17 protein-coding genes are annotated in these 17,775 nt (G+C 75.6%); 9 read left to right on the forward strand and 8 right to left on the reverse strand.

What is annotated here, in order from left to right; all coding sequences use genetic code 11:
• Positions 1-10: 10 nt before the first annotated feature.
• A complete protein-coding gene (locus tag ACI6QG_RS18220) occupies positions 11-1,852 on the reverse strand; it encodes a hypothetical protein (protein ID WP_407026016.1) in 1,842 nt (613 codons plus the stop codon).
• A gap of 107 nt (positions 1,853-1,959) precedes the next feature.
• On the opposite strand from ACI6QG_RS18220, the gene ACI6QG_RS18225 reads away from it, so the two are divergent.
• Positions 1,960-2,634, forward strand: coding sequence for a Crp/Fnr family transcriptional regulator (locus ACI6QG_RS18225; protein ID WP_407026017.1), 675 nt, complete (start codon positions 1,960-1,962; stop codon positions 2,632-2,634).
• A 3-nt stretch (positions 2,635-2,637) separates the two neighbouring features.
• On the opposite strand, the gene ACI6QG_RS18230 is transcribed toward ACI6QG_RS18225, so the two are convergent.
• On the reverse strand, positions 2,638-3,387 hold the full coding sequence (locus ACI6QG_RS18230; RefSeq protein WP_407026018.1) for a maleate cis-trans isomerase family protein: 750 nt from the start codon (positions 3,385-3,387) through the stop codon (positions 2,638-2,640).
• An 80-nt stretch (positions 3,388-3,467) separates the two neighbouring features.
• Between ACI6QG_RS18230 and ACI6QG_RS18235 the strand changes: the two genes are divergently transcribed.
• Positions 3,468-4,430: a Bug family tripartite tricarboxylate transporter substrate binding protein gene (locus tag ACI6QG_RS18235; RefSeq protein ID WP_407026019.1), complete on the forward strand. Its 963-nt coding sequence runs from the start codon at positions 3,468-3,470 to the stop codon at positions 4,428-4,430.
• 2 nt (positions 4,431-4,432) lie between these two features.
• Here the strand turns inward: ACI6QG_RS18235 and ACI6QG_RS18240 are convergent, their stop codons facing one another.
• The 4 genes from ACI6QG_RS18240 to ACI6QG_RS18255 form a co-directional block, all read right to left on the reverse strand.
• A complete protein-coding gene (locus ACI6QG_RS18240) occupies positions 4,433-5,446 on the reverse strand; it encodes a GGDEF domain-containing protein (protein WP_407026020.1) in 1,014 nt (337 codons plus the stop codon).
• A 54-nt stretch (positions 5,447-5,500) separates the two neighbouring features.
• On the reverse strand, positions 5,501-6,121 hold the full coding sequence (locus ACI6QG_RS18245) for an isochorismatase family protein (RefSeq protein ID WP_491630749.1): 621 nt from the start codon (positions 6,119-6,121) through the stop codon (positions 5,501-5,503).
• Complete coding sequence (locus ACI6QG_RS18250; RefSeq protein WP_407026021.1) at positions 6,118-7,314, reverse strand: FAD-dependent oxidoreductase; 1,197 nt, start codon at positions 7,312-7,314, stop codon at positions 6,118-6,120. Before ACI6QG_RS18250 ends, ACI6QG_RS18245 begins: the two co-directional genes overlap by 4 nt.
• A 133-nt stretch (positions 7,315-7,447) precedes the next feature.
• Positions 7,448-7,969 carry a cytochrome b gene (locus ACI6QG_RS18255; RefSeq protein ID WP_407026022.1) on the reverse strand — a complete coding sequence of 174 codons (522 nt, stop codon included), beginning with the start codon at positions 7,967-7,969 and terminating at the stop codon, positions 7,448-7,450.
• 23 nt (positions 7,970-7,992) lie between these two features.
• On the opposite strand from ACI6QG_RS18255, the gene ACI6QG_RS18260 reads away from it, so the two are divergent.
• The gene (locus tag ACI6QG_RS18260; protein WP_407026023.1) at positions 7,993-8,898 is read left to right on the forward strand and encodes a hypothetical protein; all 906 of its coding nucleotides are present in this window, start codon (positions 7,993-7,995) and stop codon (positions 8,896-8,898) included.
• A gap of 12 nt (positions 8,899-8,910) precedes the next feature.
• Here the strand turns inward: ACI6QG_RS18260 and ACI6QG_RS18265 are convergent, their stop codons facing one another.
• Positions 8,911-9,852: a ketopantoate reductase family protein gene (locus ACI6QG_RS18265; protein ID WP_407026024.1), complete on the reverse strand. Its 942-nt coding sequence runs from the start codon at positions 9,850-9,852 to the stop codon at positions 8,911-8,913.
• Positions 9,849-11,024, reverse strand: a complete 1,176-nt coding sequence (locus tag ACI6QG_RS18270; protein WP_407026025.1) for a M20 metallopeptidase family protein — start codon at positions 11,022-11,024, stop codon at positions 9,849-9,851. Before ACI6QG_RS18270 ends, ACI6QG_RS18265 begins: the two co-directional genes overlap by 4 nt.
• A gap of 113 nt (positions 11,025-11,137) precedes the next feature.
• Here ACI6QG_RS18270 and ACI6QG_RS18275 point away from each other — a divergent pair, with 113 nt between their 5' ends.
• The 6 genes from ACI6QG_RS18275 to ACI6QG_RS18300 all read left to right on the forward strand — a co-directional run.
• Complete coding sequence (locus ACI6QG_RS18275) at positions 11,138-12,103, forward strand: Bug family tripartite tricarboxylate transporter substrate binding protein (protein WP_407026026.1); 966 nt, start codon at positions 11,138-11,140, stop codon at positions 12,101-12,103.
• Positions 12,104-12,192: 89 nt separating this feature from the next.
• Complete coding sequence (locus ACI6QG_RS18280) at positions 12,193-12,795, forward strand: hypothetical protein (RefSeq protein WP_407026027.1); 603 nt, start codon at positions 12,193-12,195, stop codon at positions 12,793-12,795.
• A gap of 26 nt (positions 12,796-12,821) precedes the next feature.
• Complete coding sequence (locus tag ACI6QG_RS18285) at positions 12,822-14,324, forward strand: tripartite tricarboxylate transporter permease (protein WP_407026028.1); 1,503 nt, start codon at positions 12,822-12,824, stop codon at positions 14,322-14,324.
• Between the two features lie 151 nt (positions 14,325-14,475).
• Positions 14,476-14,634 carry a hypothetical protein gene (locus ACI6QG_RS18290; RefSeq protein WP_407026029.1) on the forward strand — a complete coding sequence of 53 codons (159 nt, stop codon included), beginning with the start codon at positions 14,476-14,478 and terminating at the stop codon, positions 14,632-14,634.
• A 23-nt stretch (positions 14,635-14,657) separates the two neighbouring features.
• Positions 14,658-16,229 (forward strand): Na+/H+ antiporter, encoded by a 1,572-nt coding sequence (locus ACI6QG_RS18295; protein ID WP_407026030.1) that lies wholly within the window; start codon positions 14,658-14,660, stop codon positions 16,227-16,229.
• A gap of 169 nt (positions 16,230-16,398) precedes the next feature.
• A partial coding sequence (locus tag ACI6QG_RS18300; protein WP_407026031.1) for a DUF4011 domain-containing protein occupies positions 16,399-17,775 on the forward strand: 1,377 nt, incomplete at its 3' end.

The raw sequence follows: 17,775 nt of genomic DNA on the forward strand, positions 1-17,775 counted from the left end.
ATCTCCTCGTTCAGGGCAGGGGGGACAGGGGCGGCGGCCCGCCGAAGGAGGCCAGCACGGTCAGCGCGCCGTTGGGGTCGCCCCCGGCGCGGGCGGTGAAGCGCAGCAGGGCGCGGCGGACGTCGCCGCCCGTCCAGCGGAAGATGGCGGTGGCGCGGTCGAAGCGCGGCTCGGGGTCGCTCAGCCGGCCGTTCTCCAGCACGCAGGGCAGGTCGGCGCGGGTCACCGGGGCCTCGCTGTCCAGCAGGGCGGCGCAGTGGTCGGCGGTGCGCAGGGCGGGCGGGGCGCGGTGCAGCGGCAGCGGGCGCCATTCGCCGCCCTCCAGCGGGCGCCATTCCGCCCGCGCCTCCGGCGGCGGGCAGTCCAGCGTGCCGCGGTTGCGCAGCGACAGCAGCAGCAGCCAGAAGGGCTCCGCCCCCGCCTCGCGCACCGGCACCGGGTCGAACCCCACGTCGGGCGAGCGGAAGTCGTGCGCGCGCACCAGCGGGTCGTGCGTCAGGTGGCGGCCGTCCTGGGCGTTCCAGCCGGCGCTGAACAGCACGGGCGCGGCGGGCGCCTCCTCCAGCGTCACCCGCAGCCTCCCGCCCGCCTCCCGCGTGGCCAGCACCAGCACCGCTTCCGACAGGTCGCGCAGGGGCACCACGCGGTCCACCGCGCCCTGCCAGCGCAGCAGGTCGCGCAGCTCCGCCGCCGGGTCCAGCAGGGCCAGCTGCGCCAGCGCGCCCGGCGGGCCCTCCACCCGCAGGCGCAGCAGGCGGGTGGCGGGGCCGGGCGGCAGGGCCAGCCGCAGGATGCGGAAGCCGAAGGGCGGCAGGTCCGGCGTCTCCCATGCCAGGGGCAGCGCGTCCCACTCCGCCTCCCGCGCCGGGCGGGCGCGCCGGCCGGTGATGCCGCGCCAGCCCTCGGCGCCGTCCAGGCGGAAGCGCCCGTCGCCGCCGGCGGTGCCGTTCAGCGCCAGCGCCACCAGGAAGTCGCCCCAGCAGGTTTCCTGTCCCGCCGGCAGGGCGGGGTCGCCGCCCACCGCCAGGAAGCGGTCGAAGTCGCCGGGGCCGGCCATGCGGGCGCGGGCGGCGCGCAGCACCTCCAGCGTCACCGGGCCGGGGGCGCGGGTGGCCTCCAGCAGGGCGCGCTGCGTCGCCACCGCGCCGCCGTGCCGCGCCGCGACGTGGTGCCAGAACAGCCCGCCGGCATAGTTCGGGCCCTGCAGCCCGCCGCGCGGCGGCCGGCGGCGGCTGCCCAGGCTCAGCCCCTCCGGGCGGAACCAGTCCTGCGCGTCCTCCTCCAGCCGCAGCCGGCCGGTGCCGGCCAGGCGCTCCATCACCCGCGCCCCGCCCTCGCGCTGCATGGGGGTGAAGACCATCGCGGCGCCCTCGGGCACCAGGGTGGCGGGGGTGGCGTTGCAGGCGTGCTGCACCAGGTGGAACACCTCGTGGAACACCGTCTCGCGCAGGGCGTCGGCGGCCAGCAGGCGCTCCACCACGATGTGCCGCCAGGCCGGCGAGGCGCCGCCGCGCGCGCCCTGGAGGTTGCGCAGCTCGATGCGCAGCACCCCGCCATGCAGGCGCGCGGGCGGGAAGCCGGCGCGGCGGAAGGCGCCCAGCGCGTCCAGCCCGGCCTGCGCGGCGGCGCGGGCGGTGGCGGCGTCGGCCCCGCCATGCACCGGGTCGCCGGGGTACCAGCGCGCCTCGGCGCGGTCCGCCCCGCGCGCGGCGGCGTGCAGCCGGGGCGGGACGGATTGCGCGGCGGGGTCGGCGGCGCCGTCGTCGCCGTCCAGGCAGGCCAGGGGGGTGGCCGCCAGCGGCCGGCAGGCCAGGCAGGCCGCCCCCAGCCCCAGCATCGCGCGCCGCCGCATGCCCCGTCTCCCGCTGTTGGACCCCGCGCCGCGGAGGCTCCCGCATCCTGCCACGCAGGGCAAGGACGGGCTGTGACCGGCGTCACGCCGCGCCTATCCTGCCGCGCATGTCCGCGCTGCTGCGATTCCCCCCCTTCGCCGCCCTGGGCCCGGCCGCGCTGGCCGCGCTGGGCGAGGGCGCGCAGGAGATGGCCTTCCCCGCCGGCGCGGCGCTGATGCGGCGCGACGCGGCGGAGGACCGCGCGCTGCTGCTGCTGGAAGGCGCGCTGCGCGTCGGCGCCACCTCGCCCGAGGGGCGCAGCGTCACCTTCCGCGTGGTGCAGCCGGTGGAGCTGGTGGGCGAGATCTCCGTGCTGGACGGCGGGCCGCGCACGGCGGACGTGGAGGCGCTGGGCCCCTGCCGCGTGCTGTGCCTGCCCGGCCCGGCGGTGCGGCGCGCCGTGGCCGCCCACCCGGAGGTCGGGGCGGCCTTCGTGCGGCTGCTGTGCCGGCGGCTGCGCGACACCTCCACCGGCATGGAGGGCATCGCCACCCTGCGCCTGCCCGAGCGCATGGCCGCCACCCTGCTGCGGGTGGCGCGCGAGCAGGGCACCGGCATGGCCGGCGGCGCCGTGCTGCTGCCGGCGAGGCTGAGCCAGGGCGAGCTGGCGGCGATGGTGGCCGCGACGCGCGAGGCGGTGAACCGCCAGCTGGCCGCCTGGCGCGAGGACGGGCTGGTGGAGGCGCGCGGCGGCCGGCTGGCGCTGCTGCGCCCCGCCGCGCTGGAGGCCCTGCTGGGCTGAGGTTCAGTGCCGCTCGAGCAGGCGGCCGAAGCCGGCCACGCGGTCGGGGATGCCGTGCTCGCGCAGGGCGTGCCACCAGGTGGTGGCGTTGATGGCCAGCACCGGCTTGCCCAGCCAGCGCTCGGCCTCCGCCGCCAGCCGCACCATGGACAGGTTGGTGCCCACCTGCACGATGGCGTCCACCTCCTCGCCGTCCAGCTCGCGCAGCACGGGCACCAGCTCGGCCTCCGTCACCTCGGCGATGGCGGTCCAGCGGCGGCATTGCAGCGCGCGGTCGCGCACCACGGAGAAGCCCATGTCGGTGAAGTAGCGCGCGACCTCGCTGTTCATGGAGGGCCAGTAGGGCGACAGCACCGAGAGCCGCCGGATGCCCGGGTCCAGCGCCCGCAGCGCCGCCGCGCAGGCGTGCGAGCCGATGGAGACGCCCAGCCCGCTCTCGGCCTCCACCGCGCGCTGGAAGCGGTCGGCGCCGGCCGCGCCGTCGAAGAAGGTCACCGCGCTCATGCCCATCACCAGCCGGTCGGGGGCGCAGGTCATGACGGAGCGCACGGCGTCCATGGTGTTGGCGCCGATCAGCTCCGCCCCGGCGCGGAAGCTCTCGTTGCTCACCGCCTGGGCGTCGGGGGTGAAGATGCGCGCGTAATGCGCGGTGACGCCGGGCGGGCGCAGCATGTCGAAATCGGGCTGCACCACCGTGTTGGTGGAAGGCCCCATGACGCCGAACTTGCCGCGCCAGCCGAGGACGTCACGCATTCGATCGCTGCTCCCGCATTGCACGGCGCAGCGTAAGCGCCCATCGTGGCGCGCGGGAAGCGCCTGGGGGATCCCTTGGGATGATGAAGAGACGATTTCTCGGCGCCGCCGCGCTGCTGCCCTTCGCCGCCGCGGCGCAGGAGGCGCCGTGGCCCACGCGCGGCTCCATCCGCTGCATCGTGCCCGGCCCGGCCGGCGGCGCGGGCGACTTCATGGGCCGCGTGATCAGCGAGCGCCTGTCGCCCCGCCTGGGCCAGCAGGTGGTGGTGGAGAACCGCCCCGGCGCGGCCACCAACATCGGCATGACCGCGGTGGCCCGCGCCGCGCCCGATGGCTACACGCTGGGCATCGCCTCCATCGCGTCCAACGCGGTGAACCGCTGGCTGTACCGGAACCTGCCCTTCGACCCGGAGCGCGACTTCGCCCCCGTCTCGCTCATCGCGCTGGTGCCGAACCTGATGGTGGTGCCGGTGTCCATCGGCGTGTCCACCGTGGCGGAGTTCGTGCGCTTCGCGCGCGGGCGGGCGGTGAACTACGGCTCGGTCGGCGCCGGCTCCTCCCAGCACCTGGCGGCGGCGCAGTTCGCGCTGGCCAACGGGCTGGACATGACGCACGTCCCCTATTCCGCCGCCGGCCCGATGAACACCGACCTGATCGAGAACCGCACCCAGGTGCTGTTCCAGTCGGTCAGCGCGGTGGCGGAGCTGGCGCGGGCGGGCCGCGTGCGGGCCCTGGCAGTGACCGGCGAGGAGCGCCTGCCCGCCTTCCCCGAGGTGCCGACCCTGCGCGAATCCGGCATGGACATCGTCTCCATGGGCTGGTTCGGCCTGTGCACCCCCGCCGGCGTGCCCGAGCCCATCCTGGAGCGGCTGCACGCCGAGACGCTGGCGGCGCTGCGCGAGCCGGACACGGTGGCGCGCATCGTGCAGAGCGGCGCGGTGCCGCGCCCCTCGCCCAGCCGGGCCGAGTTCGCCCGCTTCATGGCCGCCGAGAGCGCCCGCTGGCGCCCGGTGATCCAGGCCACCGGCGCCACGGCGGACTGAGGTCACCAGGCCAGCGCCCCGGCCTCCAGCTCGGCGCGGACCTGGTCGCGGCCGGCCTGCTTGGCGGCGTAGAGCAGGCGGTCGGCGCGCTCGTACAGGGCGCGCGGCGCCTCGCCCGGGCGGGCGCGCGCGGCGCCGACCGAGACGGTGACGCGCACCGGCGCGCCCTCATCGCCCGGCAGCACGGCGGACTGCGCGACGGCGCGGCGCAGCGCCTCTGCCGCCGCCGCGGCGTCCTCCGCGCCCGGGCGGCGCAGGATGGCGGCCATCTCCTCGCCGCCCACCCGCGCGCCCAGCTCGCCGGGGCGCAGCGCCTCGCGCAGGCGGGCCGCGACCTCGGCCAGCATCAGGTCGCCGGTGGCGTGGCCGTGGCGGTCGTTCACCGCCTTGAAGTGGTCCACGTCCAGCAGCAGCAGCACGGCGCCGCCCTCGGCCACGGCGGCGGCCAGGGCGGCGTCGAAGGCGCGGCGGTTGGCCAGGCCGGTCAGCGGGTCGCTCTCGGCGTCGCGGCGGGCGGCCTCCAGCTCGGCGCGCAGGGACTGGGTGCGCTCGGCCATCTCGCCCAGGCGGCGGGCCATCGCCTCGCCCTTCTCGCGCAGGCTGCGCGTCTCCTCCTCCAGCCGGGCGATCATCGGCGGGGCCTGGGCGCCGCGCCGCGCCAGCGCCTGGGACAGCCCGGCCAGCGTCTCGCCGTAGCGCGAGGCGTCGTCCACCGCCCCGGTCATCGCGCCGGCCGCGTCCTCCAGCGTGGCATCCAGGGCGGCGGAGACGCGCTCCACCTCCGCCTCGCGCCGGGCGGGGCCGAACAGGCGCTCATGCAGGGCATCCAGCGGGGCGCCGGCGGCCAGCAGGGCGTCCATCTCGGCGCGCCAGGGCGGGGCGCCGGGGGCGTGGCGGGCGAAGAACAGCTCGTAATGGGCGGGAGTCGGGCTGACGCCGTGGCGCAGCATGGCCTGCATGGCGGCGTGGGCGACGGCGATGGCGGGGTCTCGCCGGGGGGCCGGGGCGTCGGTCATCGCCGGAAGGTTTGCCCCGCGAAAGTTAACGGGGGGCTGATGCCCCCGCCGCCGTCACCAAGCGTAATGCGTTTCGATCTCGGCACGGCTCATCAGCTGGGCGTATTTCTGGCCCATGTCGAACAGGTTGGCCGCGTGCGGGGCCAGGGCGCGGTCGCCCACGCAATCCGTCGCCACGATGGGTCGGAACTCGTGCTGCATGGCGTCCACCACCGTGGCGCGCACGCAGCCGGAGGTGGTGCAGCCCGCCACCACCACCGTGTCCACCCGGCGGAAGCCCAGCCAGCCCTGCAAGGGCGTGTCGAAGAAGGCCGAGGCGCCGCGCTTGCGCACCACCAGCTCGCCCGGCGCGGGCGCCAGCCCCGGCACGATCTGCGAATCATGCGCCTCCTCCGTCAGCGCCAGCAGGCTGGGCGCCTTCAGGGTGAACACGCCGGCATCGCTGCCATCGGCGGCGTAGACCACGCGGGTATGCGCCACCGGCCAGCCCTTGCCGCGCGCGAAGCCCAGCAGCGCCTGGGTCTGCGCGATGGCCTCGGCGATGTTGCCGCCGCCCAGCACGCCGGGGTCGGCGAAGCCATGCACGAAATCCACGATCACCAGGGCCGGCGCCACGCCGGGCTCCAGCCGCCTTCCCATGCCCTGGCGGGCGTAGAGCGCCGCGTCATCGCTCACGCCACCGCCTCCAGGTCGCGCAGGGACTGGATCATGGAGGTGCGCAGCAGGTGGGCGCGGTGGCGCGCGGGGTCGTCCGCCGTGGCGCGCAAATCGTCCAGGAAGGCCTGGCGGGTGGCGGGGTCCTTCTGGTTCAGCAGGGCGCGGTTGCGCAGCGCCTGCTGCTGCACCACCTCGCGCGCCACCTTCTGCCGCTGGCGCTCGTAGCGGCCCAGCAGGGCAGGGTCGGCGCCGCGCCACACCTGGGCCAGCTTCTCCGCCAGGTTCAGCGCATCATGGATGCCGCCATTCATCCCCATGCCGCCCAGCGGGTTGTTGACGTGCGCGGCGTCGCCCGCCAGCAGCACGCGCCCCGCCACGTAACGGTCGGCGACGCGCTCATGCACGCGATAGGCGGTGCGGTGGCGGATCTCGTATGGCGCGGCGGTGGGCAGCACCTGCTGCATCCGCTCCTCGATGCGCGCGTCGGACAGCATGTACTCCTCCGGCTCGTTCGCATCGGTGGGCAGCAGCACGCGCCAGAGCGACGCCGTGCGCAGCAGCACGAACCATTCGTCGGGGTCGCTGATGTAGGCGATGTTGGTCAGCTCCTCCACGTGGTCGTGGAAGGGGAAGGGCGTGGACAGCGTCAGGTAGAGTTCCGGGATGGTCTCCCCCTCGAAGCCGATGCCCAGGGACTTGCGCACCGCGCTGCGCGCGCCGTCGGCGCCGACCAGCCACGCACCGCGCAGCGGCTCGCGCGTGCCGTCCGGGCGCTCGACGGTCAGGGTCACGCCGTCGGAATCCTGCGCCACCTCGGCGGCGCGGGCGTCGTAGAGGAACTCCACCTGCGGGTCGGCGGCCAGCCGGTCGCGCAACAGGCGCGTCAGCCGCCATTGCTCGCATTGCAGGCGGTAGGGGTGGCCGGTGTCGCCGGCGATCATCGCGTGGTCGAAGGTGGCCACGGGGCCGGCGGCGCGGTCGCGGAACTGCCAGGTGGGGCAGACCAGGCCCTGCTCCACCATCGCCTCCACCACGCCGAAGCGCTGCAGCATGTCCAGCGTCGGCGGGTGGAAGGTGGAGGCGCGCAGCCCATCTGGCAGGTCGCGCTCGGCCTCGATGACGAGGACGGGGATGCCCTCGGCGGCGAGGGCGGCGGCGGCGACCAGCCCCACGGGGCCGGCGCCGGCGACGAGGACTCGGTGGGGCGTCATGCGCGGGGACTTTCCATGCCGGGACGCATGTGACGACGCGCGCGGCGCGGGCGCAACCGGGTGCGCGCCGCCGCGCGGGCCGCCGGCGCCCGGCCTGCCCGCGCGCTGGGCCCCGCGGCTGGGCAAGGTGGCGCTACACCATGCGCAGCAAGGTGCCGTCCTTGCGGATGGCCTGGTGGAACACCACGGCGGCGACGTGCAGCGCCACCAGGGCGGCGATGGTCCAGCCCAGCCATTGGTGCAGTTGCAGCAGCAGCGTGCCCAGCGCCTCGTTCTTCGCCATGAAGGGCGGCTGGTGGATGAACCCCAGGAAGGCGGTCGCCCCCGCCATGGGGAAGCCCCAGGCGTTGGAGCCGATGAAGCCCAGCAGCGGCTGCGCCAGCAGCGCGAGGTAGAGCGTGGCGTGCACCGCATCCGCCGCGCGGCGCATCGGCGCCGGGATGGCGGGGTGCGGCGGCGGCGGGTGGCGCAGCCGCACCGCCAGCCGCGCCAGGGTGAGCAGGAAGACCAGCGCGCCCAGGCTCTCGTGGATCTGGTAGAAGCGCATCTTGTCGGCGTCGCGCACGTGGCCGATCACCAGGCCGAAGGCCAGCGCGCCCAGCAGCAGCGGCACGGTGAGCCAGTGGAACCACTTGGCGGCGGGGGCGTATCCCATTGGCGCAGCATGGCACGGCCCGGGTGGCGGCGCACGCGGATTGGTCGGCCCATCCGGGCAAGCGCTGGGTGAGCGTGGCGCGGCGCGACGGCGCCGGCTGGCTGGCGCAGGACCCCGCCCCGGTGGGCGACCCCGCCGCGCTGGCGGCGGCGCTGCTGGCCGGGGCGCCGGCGGTGCTGGGCCTGGACGTGCCGCTGGGGGTGCCGCGCGGCTGGGCGGCGGGGCGGCCCGAGCCCGGCTTCGTGGAGTTCCTGCGCGGCCGCGCCGGGGATGCGCGCTTCTTCGCGGTGGCGCCGGGGCTGGACGCGGTGTCGCCCGCCGCCCCCTTCTACCCGGCGCGCGGGGTGCGCGGCATGACGCGCGCCGCCCACGCCGCCGCGCTGGGGCTGGACGGCGCGGCCGCCTTGTCGCGCTGGTGCGACCGCGCCACCGCCGAGCGCCCGGCCGGCGCGCCGGTGTTCTGGACGCTGGGGGCGAACCAGTCGGGCAAGGCGGCCATCGCCTGCTGGCGGGACTGGCTGGCCCCCGCCCTGGCCGCGGGCGCGCCCTATGCCCTGTGGCCCTTCCACGGCGCCGGGCTGCGCGCCCTGCTGGCGCCCGGCCAACTGGTGCTGGCCGAGGTGTACCCGGCCCAGGCGCTGCGGGTGCTGGGGCTGCGCCTGGCGGGCTCCAAGCGCCGCGCCGCCGACCGCCGCGCCTTCGCGCCCGCCCTGCGCGCGGCGATGGCCGGGCTGGGCGTGCGCGGCGCCCCCGGGCTGGAGGCCGGCTTCGGCGAGGATGCGGCGGGCGAGGACCGGCTGGACAGCCTGCTGGGCCTGCTCAACCTCGTCGCCGTGCTGGATGGCCACGCCTGGGACGGCGCGCCGGAGGACCCGATGGTGCGCCGCTGGGAAGGCTGGGTGCTGGGGCAGCGGGCGATGCCGCGCTAGGCCCGACCCGCTTCACCGCCCCCCCTGGCCCGGCTGGCTCACCGCCACCCGTGCCAGCGCCACCAGCAGCTCCAGCACCGGCACCGGCACGCCGCGGGCGCGCGCGATGCGCAGCGGCGCCTCCAGCAGCGTGTCGAACTCAGTGGGCCGCCCCGCCTCCAGGTCCTGCAGGATGGAGGGCTTGTGCGGCAGGCCGACGCCGCGCATCACCCGCTCCTCCGCCCCCTCGCTGACGTCGTGCCCCTCGGCGGCGGCGATGGCCAGGCCCTCGCGCATCGCCCGCAGGGCGGCGTCGCGCAGGGCGGGCTCGGCGAAGCTGGCCTGCATGTGCGCGCGCGTCAGCAGGCAGATGGGGCCGTTGCTCAGGTTGTTCACCAGCTTCAGCCAGATGTCGCGCCGGATGTCGGGCGCGGCGCGCGCCGCCATCCCCCCGGCCTCCAGCGCCGCCAGGATGGGCGCGGCGTCCGGCCGCGGGCCGGGCCGCGTGCCGCCGAGGATCAGGCGGTTGGCCTCCGTCTGCACCGTCACCTCGCCCGGGGCGGTGACGGTGCAGGCGGACCACACCACCCCGCCCAGCACCTGCTCCATCGGCACCGCGTCGTGCAGCGGGTGCGGGGGCGAGGATTCGTGCCACCACGGGATGCCGTTCACCACGAAGGCCACCGGCGTGCCGGGGCGCAGCAGCGGCGCCAGCAGCGGCGCGATGCCCGGCAGGGCGGGCGTCTTGGCCGTGACCAGCACGCCGTCCTGCGGCCCCAGCTCGTCCGGGTCGGCGCTGGCGCGCACCGGCTGGGTGAAGGCGCCGCCCGGGGCGCGCACGGTGATGCCGCGCGCGCGCATCGCCTCCAGGTGCGGCCCGCGCGCCACCACCGAGACCTCCGCCCCGCCGCGCGCCAGCCGCGCCGCCAGGTGCCCGCCGATGGCCCCGGCGCCGACCACGCACAGCCGCGTCACGCCAGCATCTCCAGCGCGATGCGGCCCAGCGCCTGCACGCCCAGCTCCAGGCAGCGCTCGTCGGGCTGGTAGTCGGCGTTGTGCAGGCGGTCGGCGCGGCCGGGGGCGCCGGCCCCCACGCCCAGGTGGAAGGCGGGCGCCACCTCGGCGAAGGCGGCGAAGTCCTCCGCCCCCATGGAGGGCTGGCCCTCGGCGATGACGTCGCCCAGCTGGGCGCGCACCGCGGCCACCGCGGGCTCCAGCACCCGGTCGTCGTTGACCAGGGAGCCGATCATGCGGCGGTAGTCCAGCGTGGCCTCCAGCCGCATGGCGGCGGCGGTGTGCTCCACCAGGCGGCGGATGGCGGCCTCGGCCACGTCGCGCGCCTCGGCGTGCAGGGTGCGCACCGTGCCCTTCAGCAGGGCGCGCTCGGGGATGATGTTGTGGGTGGTGCCGGCCTGCAGCATCCCCACCGTCACCACGCAGGGGTGCAGCGGCTTCTGCTCCCGGCTCACCACCGTCTGCAGCTGGGTGACCAGGTGCGCCGCCCCCACCACCGGGTCCACCGCGGCATAGGGATGCGCGGCGTGGCCCGACTTGCCGCGCAGCGTCAGCGCGAAGGTGTCGGAGGCCGCCAGCGACGGCCCGCGCACGAAGGAGAAGCTGCCCACCGGCGCGTGCGGGTGGTTGTGGAAGCCCACCACCGCGTCCAGCCCCGCCGCCGCGCCGGCGGCGACCATGGCGGGCCCGCCTTCCAGCGTCTCCTCCGCCGGCTGGAAGATGAGCGTCACCCGGCCGGCGAGCTGCCCGCGCAGGGATTGCAGCAGCTCCGCCACGCCCAGCAGGGTGGCGGTGTGGATGTCGTGCCCGCAGGCGTGCATCTTGCCCTCCACCCGGCTTGCGAAGGGCAGCCCGGTTTCCTCCTGGATGGGCAGGGCGTCCATGTCGGCGCGCAGGCCCAGGTGGCGCCCGGGCCGCGCGCCCTCGATGACGCCGACCACGCCGGTGCCGCCCACCCCCGTGCGGTGCGGGATGCCCAGCCGGGCGAGTTCCGCCGCCACGATGCCGGCGGTGCGGTGCTCCTCGAAGGCGAGCTCGGGGTGGGCATGCAGGTCGCGGCGCAGCGCGACGAGGCGGGGCTGCATCGCGGCGGCGGCGGCGCGGATGCGGTCGGCGGGGTCGTTGGAGGTCATGGGGCGCCATCCTCCGGGTGGGATACGGCGGTGTCCAGCCGCTTGCGGGGGGCGGACCCGCATGCCAGAACATGGCAAGATTGCGACATCCTGGGCGAGGAAAGGGGGAAACCGTGACGACGCGCCGCGCCGCGCTGGCGGCCCCTGCCCTGTGGCTGGCCACGCCGCCCCCCGCGCGCGCGCAGGGGCGCTGGCCCACCCAGCCCATCCGGCTGATCGTGCCCTTCGCGCCGGGCGGCACCACCGACCTGGTGGCGCGCCTGGTCGGCACCCCGCTGGGCGAGCGGCTGGGCCAGCCGGTGATCGTGGAGAACCGGCCGGGCGCCGGGGCCAGCGTCGGCTCCCTGCTGGCGGCGCAGGCGCCGCCCGACGGGCACGTGCTGGTGCTGAGCAACATCGCCTCGCACGCCATCTCGCCCGCGCTGTATCCCCAGCTGCGCTACGACCCGGTGGCGGACTTCACCCACCTCGCGCTGCTCACCCTCAACCCCTCCGTCATCGTCGCCCACCCGCGCGGCGGGCCGGACAGCATGGCCGAGCTGGCGCGCCGCCACCGCGAGCGCGCGCTGGACATGGCCAGCAGCGGCGCCGGCTCCTCCAACCACATGCTGATCGTGCGGCTGGGGCAGCTGCTGGGGCGCGAGATCAACCACGTGCCCTTCCGCGGCGCCGGCCCGGCGATGACGGCGGTGATCGGCGGGCAGGTGCCGCTGATGAGCGACAGCCTGCCCAGCGCGGCGGCGCACATCCGCCAGGGCAGCGTGCGCGCCATCGGCATGAGCAGCGAGGCGCGCCACCCCGCCTTCCCCGAGGTGCCGACCCTGCGCGAGCAGGGCTTCGACCTCGTCACCTCCTCCTGGTTCGGCCTGTCCGGCCCGGCGCGGCTGCCGGCGGCGGTGGCGGAGCGCCTGTCGCGCGAGGTGGGCGAGATCCTGGCCCAGCCGGACATCGCGGCCCGCTTCGCCGAGATCGGCGGCGCCCCGGGGCGGATGAGCCCGGCGGAATACACCGATTTCGTCCGGGCGGAAGCGGCCCGCTGGGGGCCCGTGGTGCGCGAATCTGGCGCGCAGCCTGACTAGTTCGTCACTTTTGACACGCGCGGCGGCGCGTGCTTGGCACATCGTAAGGAATGCCGGATGTTCCGGCGGGGCTTGAGGAGGACGGGCGGATGCAGCTCAGGATCAACACCAAGGACGTGGTATCGGGGGTTTTCCTGATCCTCGTCGCCCTGGCGGGGCTGTACCTGAACCAGGACCATTCCCTGGGCACGGCGCGGCGCATGGGCCCCGGCTACATGCCGATGCTGGTGTTCTGGCTGCAGGTCGGGCTGGGCGCGGCGGTGGTGCTGCTGGGCCTGTTCAGCGGCCCCGACCCGCTGGAGAGGTGGACCGGGCTGGACATGGGCACCCTGGCCGCGGGCATCGCCGCGGGCTGGATCACCTGGAAGATCGCTCCCTCCCTCGCGCCCATCTTCGGGCAGACCTACTACGCGGTGGGCGTGGGCATCCTGGTGGGCATGCTGGTCATCTCCATCTCGCCCGGCTGGCGGCTGCTTGGGCTGATCAACGCCGCCATGGCGGTGTTCGGCCTGCTGCTGGACCAGGTGGGATTCTTCGCCGCGCTGACCGGCACCATCCTCGTCTCCGCCGCCGCCGAGCGCACGCAGACGCTGAAGGGCACCGCCGGGCTGCTCGTGTTCCTGCTGCTGCTCTGCTACTGGGTCTTCATCTACGAACTCGACATCCGCGTGAACCTGTGGCCGCAGTTCTGAGCGCGCGCTAGGGAGACGACACGACCATGGAACTCCTCCTCAGCAACCTCGCGCACGGCTTCGGCGTCGCGCTGTCGTTGCAGAACATCTCCTTCGCGCTGCTGGGCGCGCTGATCGGCACCGCCATCGGCGTGCTGCCGGGCATCGGCCCGGTGGCCACCATCTCCCTGCTGCTGCCCATCACCTTCGGGCTGCCGGCCACCACCGCCATCATCATGCTGGCGGGCATCTTCTACGGCGCGCAGTACGGCGGCTCGACCACCGCCATCCTGCTGAACCTGCCGGGCGAGGTGTCCTCCGTCGTCACCACGCTCGAAGGCTACAAGATGGCGCGCAACGGGCGCGCGGGGGCGGCGCTCGCCACCGCGGCGCTCGGCTCCTTCTTCGCCGGCTCCATCGCCACCATCCTGGTCGCGGCCTCCGGCCCGCTGCTGACGCAGGTGGCGCTCAGCTTCGGCCCGGCCGACTACTTCTCGCTCATGCTTCTGGGCCTGGTAATCGCCTGCGTGCTCGCGCAGGGCTCCATCATCAAGGCCATCGGCATGGTGGTGCTGGGCGTGGCGCTGGGCCTGGTGGGCACCGACGTGCAGACCGGCCAGCAGCGCTTCACCTTCGGCATCCCCGAGCTGAGCGACGGCATCGGCTTCGTGCCCATCGCCATGGGCATGTTCGGCATCGCCGAGATCGTGCTGAACCTGGAGCGCCCCGAGGCGCGCGAGGTGATGAAGACCAAGGTCGGCAACCTGTGGCTGACCAAGGAGGAGTTCCGCCGCGCCACCCCGGCGGTGCTGCGCGGCACCGTGGTCGGCTCCTTCCTGGGCATCCTGCCCGGCGGCGGCGCCAGCCTCGCGGCCTTCGGCTCCTACATGATGGAGCGCAAGATGTCCGCCGGCCGCGCCATGTTCGGCAACGGCGCCATCGAGGGCGTCGCCGGCCCGGAGGCCGCCAACAACGCCGCCGCGCAGACCTCCTTCATCCCGCTGCTGACGCTGGGCATCCCCTCCAACGCCGTGATGGCGCTGATGGTGGGCGCGCTGATCATCCAGGGCATCCAGCCGGGCCCGCGCATGGTCGAGGCGCAGCCGGACCTGTTCTGGGGCCTCATCGCCTCCATGTGGATCGGCAACCTGATGCTGCTGGTCATCAACCTACCGATGATCGGCATGTGGGTGAAGCTGCTGCAGGTGCCCTACCGCTTCCTGTACCCGTCCATCCTCGTGTTCTGCTGCATCGGCGTGTACTCGCTGAACAACAACGTGTTCGACGTCTACATGACCATCCTGTTCAGCGTGTTCGGCTACTTCTGCAACAAGCTGAAGCTGGAGCCCGCGCCGCTGCTGATCGGCTTCGTGCTGGGCCCGATGATGGAGGAGCACCTGCGCCGCGCCATGCTGCTGAGCCGCGGCGACGCGATGATCTTCCTCCAGCGCCCGATCAGCGCCACCATGCTGGGCATCGCCTTCGCGGCGCTGGCGCTGATGCTGCTGCCCTCCATCCGCAAGGGCAAGGACAAGGCCCTGGCGGAATGACCCGGCCCCGCCGCCGGGACTGAGGCTGATGGGGGCGCCGCGGGGGACCGCGGCGCCCCTTTCGCTTGCACCGGCGCCCTTCGCTTGCGCCGGCGCAAGGCGCGCCGCCCCGCCCCGCCGCAGGATGCGCGGCTCGAAAGGAACCACGCCCATGTCCTTCATCCTGCGGGTGGTGCTGGCGGCGGCCGGCGCCGTCGCCGCCCTGCTGGTGGCACCCGAATCCGACGTCTTCCCCGTGGCGCAGGGCATGGTGGCCATCGCGCTCATCGCCGCCGTGGTGGTGGTGGCGGCCTTGTGGCGGCGGCGCTGACACTGCGTTAGCCTGCGCCCCCGATGGCGCTCGTGCATTCCGTCCTCTGGCTCATGGCGGCCTGCATCGGGCTGGCGCTGGTGGCCCGCGCGCTGCGCCTGCCCTACGCCGTGGTCCTCGTCCTCGCCGGCTGCGGCCTGGCCTTCGCCCCCGGCGTGCCGCGCGTGGCGCTGGACCCGGAAGTGGCGCTGGCCTTCTTCCTGCCGCCGCTGCTGATGGGCAGCGCCTACCGCACCGACTGGCACGCCTTCCGCCACAACCTGCGGCCCATCCTGCTGCTGGCGGTGGGATTCGTCGTGTTCTCCGCCTTCGCCGTCGCCGCCCTGGCGCGCTGGCTGGTGCCCGAGCTGCCCTGGGCGGCGGCCATCGCCCTGGGCGCCATCCTGGCCCCGCCCGACGCGGTGGCGGCGGCGGCGGTGCTGCAGCGCCTGCGCCTGCCGCGCCGCATCGTCACCGTGCTGGAGGGCGAAAGCCTGATGAACGACGCCACCGCCCTGGTGCTCTACCGCCTCGCGGTGGTGGCGGCCGCGGCGGGCACGGCGCTGGAGCCCGGGCCGGCCCTGGGCTCCTTCGCGCTGCTGGGGCTGGGCGGCGTGGCGGTGGGCTGGGCGCTGGCGCGCGCGGTGCTGTGGGCGCTGATCCGCCTGCACGACACCCTGCTGGAAACCGCGCTGAGCTTCCTGGCCGCCTACGCCGCCTTCGGCCTGGCCGAGGCGCTGCACCTGTCGGGCGTCATGGCCACCGTCACCTGCGGCATCGTCATGGGCCGGGCGGCGCACCGCGCCTTCTCCGCCCGCACGCGGCTGGAATCGCGCGCCGTGTGGGACTTCGTGGAGTTCGTGCTCACCTCCCTGGTGTTCATCCTGATCGGGCTGCAGCTCAACGCCATCCTGGACGAGCTGGGCGGGCGCGGCGCGTGGGAGCTGGCGGGGCTGGCGGCGGCGGTGTCGCTGGCGCTGATCGCGCTGCGCTTCGCCTGGGTGTTCCCGGCCACCTACGGGCCGCGGCTGGTGCCGGCGGTGCGGCGGCACGACCCCTTCCCGCCCTGGCGGCAGGTCTTCGTGGTGGCCTGGGCGGGCATGCGCGGCGTGGTGTCGCTCGCCGCCGCCCTGGCCCTGCCGGCGGACTTCCCCGAGCGCGGCCTGCTGGTGTTCCTGGCCTTCTGCGCCATCATGGCCACGCTGGTGGTGCAGGGCACCACGCTGGAATGGCTGGTGAAGCGCCTGGGCCTGGTGCAGCCCCCCCACCCCGACGGCGTGGCGCCGGAGGAGGCCGCCGCCCGCCACGCCGCCGCCGAGGCCATGCTGGCGGCGATGGAGCGCCGCGCGCAGGACGTCCTCTACGGCCCGATGGCGCAGGACATGCTGGCCGAGTTCCGCGACCGCGCCGCCCATCTGGGCCGGGTGCACCAGGGCGGCGGCGCGGCGCGGGCCGAGCGCGCGGCGCGCCGCGCCCTGCGGCTGGAATCGCTGGACGCCGCGCGCGACGTCCTGCTGCGCCGCCACGCCGCCGGCGAGCTGCCGGAGGAGGCGCTGGCCAAGCTGGCGCAGGAGCTGGACCTGGAGGAAAGCCGGCTGAAGCGCGCCCTGGGCTGAGCGCGGCAGGCCGCGATCCCGTCCCGCCCTGGAGCACGATCCGCCTTGATGGAATCATCCAGGCGGTGAATCGTCCTCTCGGCAAAGGCTGGATCACGATCCGCGTTTGCGGATCATGATCTAGTCTGGCCGCCGCGGCGCGCCGACGCGCCAGGGGGAGTTCCTTCGCATGCGTGACGCGCTCGACCAGGCCCGCATGGCCTTGCTCGACCTTTCGACGCGCAACCGCATGCTGGCCCTGCCGCGCACGGAGCGCGCGCGCGGCATCCTGCGCCTGGTGGGCGAGGACCCGGCGCACCTGCTGCCGGAGCTGCTGGCCGGCCGCGCCTTCGGCTTCGAGGCGACGGCGCGCGGCGCGGCCGCCGGGCGCGGCGCGAGATCGGCCGAGGGCGTGGCCCTGGCCAAGGGCGACGGCCCCTGGGACAAGGACGCCCTGCTGCGCGCCGACCTGCCGGCCGACCAGCTCTCGCTGCGGCTGCGCCAGATCCTGCAGGACGCCCGCACCGCGCGGGAGGAGAGCGGCGTCTCGGCCCTGTTCCTGGCCTTCGGCACCGCGCACTGGCTGGACGAGCGCGGCGGCGCGCGGGAGGCGCCGATGGCCTTCCTGCCGGTGGCGCTGGAGCGCGAGGGCGTGTCGTCGCGCTTCCGCCTGCGCCTGGCGCCGGGCGAGCCGCAGGAGAACCTGCCCCTGCGCGAGCTGCTGCGCGCCGCCCGCGGACTGGAGCTGCCGGAGTTCGACCCCGAGCAGCCGCTTTCCTGGGCGCCCGCCCTGGCGCCGCTGCTGCCCGGAGGCTGGCGGGTGGAGGAGGGCGCGGTGACGCTGGGCCTGTTCGCCCAGGGCAAGTTCCTGATGTGGCGCGACCTGGACCCGGCGCTGCACCCCGGCCTGCTGGAGCACGCGCCGCTGCGCCGCCTGCTGGGCGGCGAGCCCGCCCCGGCCACGCCGCCGCCCTTCGCCGACGACGCCGACGTGGACGCGGAGATCCCGGTGGAGCGGCTGGACCACGCGGTGATGTGCGACGGCTCCCAGGCGCTGGCGGCGGAGGCGGTGCGGCGCGGGCAGGACTTGGTCATCCAGGGCCCGCCCGGCACCGGCAAGAGCCAGACCATCGTCAACATCCTGGCCCAGGCGGTGCTGGACGGGCGCTCCGTGCTGTTCGTGGCCGAGAAGGCGGCGGCGCTGGAGGTGGTGAAGCGCCGGCTGGACGCGCTGGGCCTGGGCGCCGCCGTGCTGGCCCTGCACGAGGAGACCGCCGGCAAGCGCGCCGTGCTGGACGAGATCCGCGCCACCCTGGCCCTGCCCGCCCCCGCGCGCGCCGACCGCGAGGCCGCGCTGCAGCGCCTGGGCGAGCTGCGCGGGCGGCTGAACCGCCACGCCGCCGCCATGCGCGCCCCATACGCCGGGCTGCCGGCGCACGAGGTGGCGCAGCGCCTGGCCCTGCTGCGGCGGGACGGCGCCGCCCCGCCCTGGCGCTTCGCGGCGCCCGAGGCCTGGGCGCCCGCGCGCCTGGCCGCCCTGCGCGAGGTGGTGCCGCTGCTGGCCGCG

Source organism: Sabulicella flocculans, assembly GCF_045449635.1.
In the GTDB taxonomy this organism is placed as follows: Bacteria; Pseudomonadota; Alphaproteobacteria; order Acetobacterales; family Acetobacteraceae; genus Roseococcus.